Origin of the sequence: Pseudomonas sp. QS1027, assembly GCF_002814235.1 — a bacterium.
Lineage (GTDB): Bacteria > Pseudomonadota > Gammaproteobacteria > Pseudomonadales > Pseudomonadaceae > Aquipseudomonas.
Window position 1 is genome coordinate 414709 of record NZ_PHSU01000004.1, and the last position, 9415, is coordinate 424123.

Below are 9415 nucleotides of genomic sequence, written 5' to 3' on the forward strand. Positions count from 1 at the left end.
TCTTGCCGACGCCGGCGACCCATTCATCCTTTCAACCGGCTCCTCCCCCAGAGCAACCCCAACACCGCCGCCAGGGACGACGCGGCGAGCACGCTCAGTTTTGCCGCCGAGAGTAGTCTCGGGTCGGTAAACGCCAGCGACGAAATGAAAATCGACATGGTAAATCCAATGCCCGCCAGCAGGCCGACCAGGGCGACACCACTCCAGGTCACGCCTTCAGGCAGCCTGCAGATGTTCAGCTTGACCAGGACCACGCTGGCCAGCATGACCCCCAGGGGCTTGCCCAGTACCAGCGCCAGTATCACGCCCATGAACACATGCAGGGAAAGCCCATCGTCCAGATTGACCCCTTGCAGGCTGACGCCCGCGTTGGCCAGCGCGAAGAGTGGCATGACACCGAACGCCACCCACGGATGCAACCCGGCCTGAACGCGCTGGACCGGAGGCAACATTTCCCGTTGGGCCTGCCGGAGTTGCTTCAGGGGTTTGGCCACAGTCTGTGGGCTATCGCCCGAAGCGGAAAATCGATCCATCAGCTCCTGGAACGTCCGCCCGATAGTCTCCAGCGGCTGTTCCTTGGCGGGCCGGGAGCTGACCGGGGTCATCAGGCCGAGCATCACGCCTGCCAGGGTCGGATGCACGCCGGTCTTCAACAGTCCGAACCAGACAATAGCCCCCGGCAGCAGGTACGCATACGCCTTGCCGATGCCCATCCGCTGAAACACCAACACCAGCAACAGGCCCCCGGCCGCGATCACCAGGCCCAGGTAATCCAGGCTGGCGGCATAGAAGAGGGCAATGATCAGGATGGCGACGATGTCATCGATAATGGCCAAGGCCAGCAACAGGACCCGCACGCCGCTTGGAATCGACTTGCCCAGCAGGGCCAGGACGCCCACGGCAAAGGCAATGTCCGTGGCGGTGGGGACGGCCCAGCCGTTGGCCGCCGGGGTGCCGTGGTTGAGCAGGGTGTAGATGATCGCTGGCATCAGCACACCGCCCAGGGCCGCGCCCAGGGGCAGGGTCGCCAGCTTCAGGTTGGCCAGTGCCCCGTCCTTGATCTCCTGGCGGATTTCAGCCCCCACCACCAGGAAGAAGATGGTCATCAGTCCATCGTTGACCAGAAAGTGCAATGAGCGCGAGACGGTGAAATCGCCCAGGCCCACGGTGAGCGGGGTGTTCCAGAAATGTTCGTAGGAGTCGGCGACCGAGCTGTTGGCCCAGATAAGGGCCGCAATCGCGGCCAGCAGAAGCACGATGCCGCTGACGGCTTCGATATGCGAGAAGCGCTCCAGGGCGGACAAGGCGCGTTCAGTCAAAACCTGCGGGCGAGGGATGGAGGGCGACGCTGGGTGTCTTTCAGGCACAGTAATTCTCCATTGGCGGCCCGACCAACGTTTATGCTTTAACCTGCGCTGTGCCGTATGCAGCAGCGCACCCAGCGTGATGATAAGAAGCCAGCAGGCGAGATGCAAATCCCTGATTCAAATGGCTCAAGGGCTTCAAGCTGGCGTGCCGTGACCAGGGGGCCCGCACAGAAGGCCAACCTATGGATTCTCTTTTCTGGGAGTGGCGCTATCGTTCGAGGGCTGGAGAAAGGCTCGAGCCATTTGCTGATACAGCTCGGGGCTTATCCGTGAACTGACCGCCTTGGCAATCAGCGCAACGGCCATGAGGCTGATAACCATCCCATGACTGTCGATCATCTCCATCACAATGATCGCGGAAGTGATGGGGGACTGTGTCACCGCGGCCAGAAAACCCACCATGCACAGGGCAATCATCGGCTGTACGGCCAGGCCGAAAAAGTCGGCGGCGTTAGCACCCACGGCGGCGCCGACTGCCAGGGACGGGGCAAAAATACCCCCGGGAATACCGGAAAAATAAGTCACGAGGGTGGCGAGAAAGCGTGTGACGGGCGCGTGCCAAGGCAGGCCGGTATCGGAGGCAATGATATGGGTGGTGATGCCGTAACCGCTGCCGAATGACATCCCGCCACTGAGCCAACCCAGGATCGCCACCAGCAGCCCGCAGGCCCCTGCGAACCAGACAGGGTGCGTGCGACGCCACTCCCAGACGATAAAGCGCCGATGGCGCTGGGGCCATAGCAGCATGCGGCTGAACAAACCACCCAGCAGCCCACAGCCGACACCTGTCGCCAGTGTCGCCAAGGCGATGTCCAGTGTGATCTCTTGAACGTTGAAGTGACCGAAATAGTTGTAGTTGCCCTGCAAGGCGATGGCGACCATGCCTGACAGGATGATGGTACTGAGCAGAACACCACTGGTTCTGGTTTCCAGCTTGCGTCCCAACTCTTCCACTGCAAACGCGATACCGGCAAGCGGGGTATTGAACGCTGCGGCGATGCCCGCCGCGCCGCCGGCCAGGATCAGGTCTTCGCTACGAATGATGCGTGCATTGGGCAGGTAACGATGAAAGAAATGCATGATCGAGGCGGCGACCTGGACCGAAGGGCCTTCGCGGCCCGCGGAAAACCCGCCGGTCAGCGCCAATGTGCCAAGGCCTATCTTGGCGAAGGCGATACGCAACGACACCAAATGATTAACCGGCGCGCCCTTGTGGGCCAGGCGGGTAGCAGCGATCACCTGGGGAATGCCACTGCCTTGGGCGCCGACAAAAAAACGTGTGGTCAGCCACACCACCAGCATGCCGACCAACGGCGTATAGATAAACGGCAGCCAGGGGCGTTCGGCGGTGTGCTGGGCAAATTGTGTCAGCGCAAGGTCGGCCAGTCGGGCGAACAGGACCACAAGCAGTCCCGCGAGGGTTGCGGCAACCCAGAGGGTCACGCGGGTGCGCCAGCGCAGGGAGGCGAAACGACGGCGTAGCAGCAATAACGGTTTGATCACCCGGCAGGATTCCAGTTGAAGTTCAGGACGGCGCAAGGAGCAAGCTTAGCCGGATAAGTGATCAGCTCCAATGGGGGCCGGTGTATCGAACAGCGCCTGCCGCCAGAGCAGGCGAAGCGCATGGTCAAGTCCGACGACATTGCAACTGCTATTGTCTTCCTCGCGGCCGATGAAACCCGCTGGATCACGGGCGACACGCTGCGCCTTTTCCCTCGTGAACCATCAGGACTGATCATCATGAAAATCCCCGGCCCGGATCATCCGATCACCATTACCCCTTTCCAGGGGCGTGTCACCGTTCGCTTCAATGAGGTCGTCGTCGCGCAGACCGACCAGGCGCTGCAACTCGAAGAGGCCATGTACCCAGCGGTGTTTTATATCCCGAGGTCCGATATTCGGGCTGAACACTACGCGCGCACCGAACATGCAACCCATTGTCCCTACAAGGGCGAGGCGAATTATTTCAGTTTGAACGCCGACGGAAAGACCGCTGAAAACGCGGTCTGGACCTACGAAGACGCCTACCCGGCAGTGGCGCCAATCAAGGAGCACGTCGCCTTTTACGCTGACAAGGTGACCTTCGAAATCGAAGGCCCACAGGGCTGACGATCGACAGACCGCCCATCCCTTACAGCGAGAAGCGCGCCAGCATCCCGTCCAGCTCCACCGCCAGGCGCCCCAGCTCCTGACTGGCGTTGCTGGTTTGTGCGGCGCCGCTGGCGGTCTGCATCGACAGGTCGCGGATGCGCACCAGATTGTGGTCCACTTCGCGGGCCACCTGGGCCTGTTGCTCGGCAGCGGTGGCGATCACCAGGTTGCGCTCGTCAATGCCGGCCACCGACCTGGAGATACTTCCCAGCACATCCTTGGCCACCTGTGCCCTCGCGCGAGTACGGCCGGCCTGGGCGGCGCTTTCGGCCAAGGCCACGACCGTGTCGCCGGTGCCCTGGTGAATACCGTCCATCATCTTTTCGATTTCCCGCGTTGACGCATCGGTGCGCTGCGCCAGGCCGCGCACTTCATCGGCCACCACGGCAAAACCGCGTCCCGCGTCACCGGCCCGGGCCGCCTCGATGGCCGCATTGAGCGCCAGCAGGTTGGTCTGGGCGGCCACGCTACGGATCACCTCCAGCACCTTGCTGATGCCCTGGGTCTCGATCGCCAGGGCCTGGGCACGGAGGCTGGCCTGTTCGACCTGATCGGCCAGTACGCTGATATCGGCCATGGTCTCGTCCAATTGCTGCTGGCCTTCGCGCACGGCGGTGCTGGAGCTGCGGGATTCGCTGGAGGTCTCCACGGCATTGCGCGCGACTTCCTCGACCACCTGGCTCATCTGGGTGACGGCGGTGGCGGCGTGTTCGATCTCGCCGTATTGCTGATGCAGGTCCTGGGCGCTGTCGTGCATGATCGCGCCCATCTCCTGGGTCGCCGCGTTCAGCCGGCCGACGGCGCCACCGATCTGATTGATCACCGCGTGCAGTTGATCGCGCATGTGTCCGAGCATCTGCAGCAGTTGCGCCACTTCGTCCTGGCCATGGGCGACCACCAATTGACTGAGGTCGCCGGCAGCCACGGTCTTGGCCACTTGCAACGCCTGGCGCAGCGGCCGGGTGATGCTTACGCTCAGCCGCCAGGCCTGCAACAGCATCAGCACCAGGGCCACGGCGATGACAATCGGCAGCAGCAGTTGGACTTTCTTGAAGGTGCTGGCGGTGTTTTCCAGGGCCTGGGCGGTGGTCTGCTTGTTCAGCTCACGGAGCAATTGCACCTGCATGTCCATCATCGAACCCTGGTTGGCCAGGTCATTGTTGGACAGGTTGGTGGCTTCGCTCATTTTCTTCTGCTCGACCAGGTCGATGGCCTGCTTGAACAGGGTGACAAATTGCTGCGCGGCGTCCTGCAGCAACTTGATCGAGTCCCGTTCCGTCCCCTCCGGAACCTTGGCCAGGTACTCGGTAAACCCCTGGTTCACCTCGCCACTGAGCTGTTGCAGGTTGATCTTGCGGTTGGTCAGTTCGGCCGGGTCGTTGGCATACACCAGCAACAGCGCGGCTTCGGTGCGCATCTTGGCCAGGTCGATGGCGATGGCGTCGGCCTGGGCGATACTCGACAGCGGTCCTTGCTCGATCAACTCGCCGTCATGGCGAATATGCTGCATGGCCGTCAGACACAACCCGCCCAGGGCGACCAGCAACAGGGCGCAGAGCCCGAAGCTGGCCAGCAGGCGCTTGCCGATACTCAGGCGGCGCAGCAGGGCGGGTCGGTGGGAGGGCTTGCGGAGGAAGGCGAAACGAAGGTTCACGGCGTCGGGCTCTTAATGAGGAACTACGCCAGCGGTTGTAACAATGTTGCGTGATGGCTTTATGACGCTTTTGTGGATGACAGGAATTTAATGTTCGGAGGGTGGTGGCGTTGCACCTTGCAGACGGAGGGCGATCAGACCAGCTAAGCTCTAGGGAATTTCCTACCCCATGTCCTGTTATCCCTACCCGAAAATAGGGATGCTCCGATGGTGGAGGGGCGCGCATGCGGCGATGATTTTTTAACGCCAGTCAGTGCTCACGGCCTCTATTGCGCGATCCGCCTGATTGCGTTTACGCATTTCGGAACCACTGCGCAGGTGACGAACCAACGATATCCAACCACTCCCGACCACTGTTGGCGGGGATTGGCAATTGAATGCTCAAGGGGGTGGTGATGGCAGGTCTGATGGATTCCGTGAACAGTCGAACCCAGCTGGTGGGGCAGAATCGCCTCGAATTGCTGTTGTTCCGCTTCGACGAACACCAACTCTATGGCATCAACGTGTTCAAGGTGCGAGAAGTCATGCCCTGTCCGGCGTTGCATATCATGCCCAAGTCCCACCCGGTGGTCTGCGGTGTGGCCAATATTCGCGGTACCTCCATCCCGATCCTGGATCTGGCGCGGGCTACCGGCTTGCCTGGGGTCCAGGACATGGCCTCGGCGTTCGTGATCATTACCGAATACAACACCAAGACCCAGGGTTTCCTGGTCTCGGCGGTCGAGCACATTGTGAACCTGAACTGGGAGGACATTCATCCGCCACCCAAGGGCAGTGGCTCCGATCATTACCTGACCGCCGTGACACGGGTCGATAACCGGCTGGTGGAAATCATTGATGTCGAGAAGGTGTTGTCCGAGGTGGCGCCCACCAGTGAAGTCATCTCCCTGGGGGTGATCGATGCCCAGACCAATGCCAAGGCCCCCGAATTCCTGGTACTGACGGTGGACGACTCGGTCGTGGCCCGTAAGCAGGTCAGTCGCTGCCTGGAGTCGGTGGGTGTGAAGGTGATAGCGCTCAACGACGGTCGGCAGGCCCTGGACTACCTGCATGGCATGCTCGACGAGGGAAAGTCACCGGCAGACGATCTGCTGATGATGATCTCTGATATAGAAATGCCGGAGATGGACGGTTACACCCTGACAGCCGAAGTGAGAAATGATCCTCGGCTGCAGAAGCTGCATATTGTTTTGCACACATCTTTATCCGGCATTTTCAACCAGGCGATGATCAAGAAAGTCGGGGCGGACGACTTTCTGGCCAAGTTTCGCCCCGATGACCTGGCCAGTCGCGTGGTTGCGCGTATACAGGCGGTCGGGAAGGGCTGATCGTCTGTCGGCGCTCTATGCAGCGCTATTCCAACGGGAGGGGATCGTGGGCCTTGTGCGGGTGAGGTACCCCTCATGCTCGGTCGCTAAAGCCACGTGTTCACCACCCGCCGATCCAGCTCCTCCCAATCCGCCATGCCCAGCACCCGGGTCGTGTTCAGCCCGCGCAAATAGCCGCGCAACTGATTGGCGGTGGCCCGGAGCAGCTCCGGGTCGGTCGCGTTTTCGCTGAGCAGCACGGTTTCGTACTGGATCAGGTAGTCGGCCACCCGCTCACGGAAATCGGGCAAAACGGCGTCGCGGATCAGGTCAAATGTTCTCAAGGAGACCTCCTTATCAGTTTTTTCTCGTTGTGATGGGGCGTGTCGCTGTCTGCACGGCGGGCAACTATTGCTAGACGTAATACTGACCATCACGAAACGCAAGTTCTACTTTGTCGACAATACCCGGAAAATCGCCGCCATCGAACACATTGCTTATTTTCAGGAAGAGATTGATGCGCCCTTCATTTGTGCTTGCCCTGGCGTTTGGCGCTTTGTTGCTGGCCGGTTGTGCCTCCGCGCCGAACGACCCGACCCTGACCTTGCAGACCAGCAAGACCCCAGCCCAATACGCCGAGTGCGTCATCCCGAAATTGCAGCACAGCGCGTTGAACCCGACCGTTTCGCAGACCCAGCGCAGCTACCGGATCGTGGTCGCGAGCCAGGTTTCGGCGGACAACGTGCTGGAAGCCTACAAGGCGGGGACGGGCGGGAAGGTGTTTATCTACGAGCGGCATTTGCTGGCGTCGAACTTTCTGCCTTCGAGTTTTGAACGTGCGGCTCAGGATTGCATCTGAGTCCGTGCGGTAACTGTTTTTATCGCGCTCCTTTGGTTGGCCGCAACCGACCCATTTTTTTGCCCCGCACCGGGTTCGGTTGTGGGGCTTTTTTTGTTTGGGGATGGGCAAGCTACTATCTAGCTCGACTCGAAACCTATCGTTAGGTCTGGGTTGGCACGCTTGGCGACACAACGTCCGCAACTGCTGTCGACGCTGCCACTGTTTCTAGTTTCTGCTTGGTGCACCGGGGCAAGAGCTCATATAAAAAAACATCGTCGTACCCCAGTGCCTAGTCTATTAAGATCTAGGTAGGCGTGCCGATATGCCAGAAAGCGTCGGATCTTTGCACGATATTTTGGCGGCAATCAAGGAGCACAAAATGATGCTTTCTCGTCGGAGCACACTCAAAACCTCAGACTGGATCCTTTGCGCTCTGGTTTGCCTGGCAGGGGTGGCTGTTACGGCCTTGGTGCTGATTCTGTTTATAGAGGCAGAGCAGCGTACAGTTAGCGTTGCATTCCAACTGGAGGTCGACGAACGGTTCAGTCGCGTGCAGCGACGCTTTACTGTTCAGGACTTAAAACTGGGGACTGTGAAACGGTTCTTTATAAACGCCGACGACGTCACTGAGAAAGAATTTCTGGGATTTGTCACGCCTCTGGTTGAGGAAGGCGAAACCTATGGCTGGGTTCAAAGAATCCTCGAGAAGGATCTAGAGGCGTTTCGTGCCAAAGCGCTCCTCAATGGAACCACTGATTTTTCATATCATGAAATCAATCCCGTCAATGGCGAAAATCGTCCCCTCACTAGCCGCCCGGAGCACTGGATCTTGCTCTACCTTTTGGCTCTAGATAATGTCAAGATCACACCTGGCATGGATGTTCTGGCTCGCCCGGGTCGCGAGGCGTTGCTCAAGAAAGCGCGAGAAACTCGTCAAATGGTCGTGTCGGAACCGTTGAGAATGACCAATGGCCAGTCCGGCATTTTTTTTGTCGCGCCCGTATTCCAGGCGCCCTCCAAGACCCCAACGAACGACGATGGTTTGGAGGGGTACGTCATCTCCACCGTACGCTTGGCTTTTTTGATGGAGCAAGGAATCCCATTGCCAAGTCTGCAACGCTTGAACGTGACGCTCTCAACGACCGATGTACAACATCTGGATGAAAATATTTATCAGAGCTCAGCACCAGCAGCCCCTTCAGTGCTTTACGAGCAGCGACTGCTGAAAGTCGCTGACACTATTTACGTAATGCAGTTTCGGCCAAGCCCGGCATTTTTGGCCGCCAACAACCACGTACTTTCCAGCAGCCTGATTATCGTATTCGGAGCAGGGTTGACACTGCTGATGACCTTGATGGTGTTCTTGCTGATCACACAACGCGCCCGCGCCCTCTCGCTGGTTGCAGAGCGCACGCAAGACTTGCAGGTACTGAACATTACCGACCACCTGACCGGCGTATATAACCGCCGTTACTTCGAAGAATCGATGGAGCGCCTGCTCATTGAGGCCAACGCTCAATGTCAGCCGCTATCGCTGATCATGTTCGACATCGATCACTTCAAACACATAAACGACCGTTGGGGGCATCTGTGTGGTGATAAAGTTCTGAAGTCATTGTGCGCACGGATACGTTCGGCAACACGTAAAACCGATCTGCTGTGCAGAACAGGCGGAGAGGAGTTCGCATTGATATGCCCGAATAGCGAACTGAACGATACAAGGGGGCTGGCAGAAAAGCTTCGAGTCCTGATAAGTACCCTCCCATTTGATGAGCTCGGACAGGTGACTTGCAGCTTTGGTGTCGCGACGTGGGCGCCATTGGAATCATTCGACGACTTCATTCGGCGCGTGGATGCAGCTATGTACAGTGCCAAATCCAGTGGTCGTAATAGAGTAAAAATCGCCAATCCATAAATATTTTCCTCTGGCGAGTTAGAAGTGAATACAGTCCTTTTTTAGTTGTTTGATCCAACTCGAGTTGAATCTATCCAAACGTATCCATGCGGCCAAGTCATCTATTCCTGAATGACCTCTTTTGGCGGATTTTTGCCCTTCGCGAATTAGCATTTTGGAGTATGCGTCCGGACATCCCGT

The 9415-nt window shown here is 58.8% G+C and carries 8 protein-coding genes; 4 read left to right on the forward strand and 4 right to left on the reverse strand.

Annotated elements, in window-relative coordinates; all coding sequences use genetic code 11:
* Positions 1-23: 23 nt before the first annotated feature.
* Together nhaA and CWE01_RS05580 are read right to left on the reverse strand one after the other, a co-directional pair.
* Positions 24-1367, reverse strand: coding sequence for a Na+/H+ antiporter NhaA (gene nhaA / locus CWE01_RS05575; protein WP_100939532.1), 1344 nt, complete (start codon positions 1365-1367; stop codon positions 24-26).
* A gap of 180 nt (positions 1368-1547) precedes the next feature.
* Positions 1548-2870, reverse strand: a complete 1323-nt coding sequence (locus tag CWE01_RS05580; RefSeq protein ID WP_100939533.1) for a chloride channel protein — start codon at positions 2868-2870, stop codon at positions 1548-1550.
* 120 nt (positions 2871-2990) lie between these two features.
* On the opposite strand from CWE01_RS05580, the gene CWE01_RS05585 reads away from it, so the two are divergent.
* Positions 2991-3476: a DUF427 domain-containing protein gene (locus CWE01_RS05585; protein WP_315975361.1), complete on the forward strand. Its 486-nt coding sequence runs from the start codon at positions 2991-2993 to the stop codon at positions 3474-3476.
* Between the two features lie 22 nt (positions 3477-3498).
* Here the strand turns inward: CWE01_RS05585 and CWE01_RS05590 are convergent, their stop codons facing one another.
* Positions 3499-5172, reverse strand: coding sequence for a methyl-accepting chemotaxis protein (locus CWE01_RS05590; RefSeq protein ID WP_100939534.1), 1674 nt, complete (start codon positions 5170-5172; stop codon positions 3499-3501).
* A gap of 395 nt (positions 5173-5567) precedes the next feature.
* Here CWE01_RS05590 and CWE01_RS05595 point away from each other — a divergent pair, with 395 nt between their 5' ends.
* Positions 5568-6500, forward strand: a complete 933-nt coding sequence (locus CWE01_RS05595) for a chemotaxis protein CheV (protein WP_100939553.1) — start codon at positions 5568-5570, stop codon at positions 6498-6500.
* Between the two features lie 86 nt (positions 6501-6586).
* On the opposite strand, the gene CWE01_RS05600 is transcribed toward CWE01_RS05595, so the two are convergent.
* Complete coding sequence (locus CWE01_RS05600; RefSeq protein WP_100939535.1) at positions 6587-6823, reverse strand: hypothetical protein; 237 nt, start codon at positions 6821-6823, stop codon at positions 6587-6589.
* Positions 6824-6996: 173 nt separating this feature from the next.
* Here CWE01_RS05600 and CWE01_RS05605 point away from each other — a divergent pair, with 173 nt between their 5' ends.
* Entirely contained in the window at positions 6997-7338 is a 342-nt protein-coding gene (locus tag CWE01_RS05605) for a hypothetical protein (protein ID WP_100939536.1), read from the forward strand.
* A gap of 304 nt (positions 7339-7642) precedes the next feature.
* Positions 7643-9235: a diguanylate cyclase gene (locus CWE01_RS05615; protein ID WP_256579313.1), complete on the forward strand. Its 1593-nt coding sequence runs from the start codon at positions 7643-7645 to the stop codon at positions 9233-9235.
* Positions 9236-9415 lie beyond the last annotated feature (180 nt).

Bases quoted from the DNA above. Each gene is read 5' to 3' on its own strand.
- CWE01_RS05585 (WP_315975361.1), top strand. From the start codon at position 2,991: ATGGTCAAGTCCGACGACATTGCAACTGCTATTGTCTTCCTCGCGGCC.
- CWE01_RS05595 (WP_100939553.1), top strand. From the start codon at position 5,568: ATGGCAGGTCTGATGGATTCCGTGAACAGTCGAACCCAGCTGGTGGGG.
- CWE01_RS05605 (WP_100939536.1), top strand. From the start codon at position 6,997: ATGCGCCCTTCATTTGTGCTTGCCCTGGCGTTTGGCGCTTTGTTGCTG.
- CWE01_RS05615 (WP_256579313.1), top strand. From the start codon at position 7,643: ATGCCAGAAAGCGTCGGATCTTTGCACGATATTTTGGCGGCAATCAAG.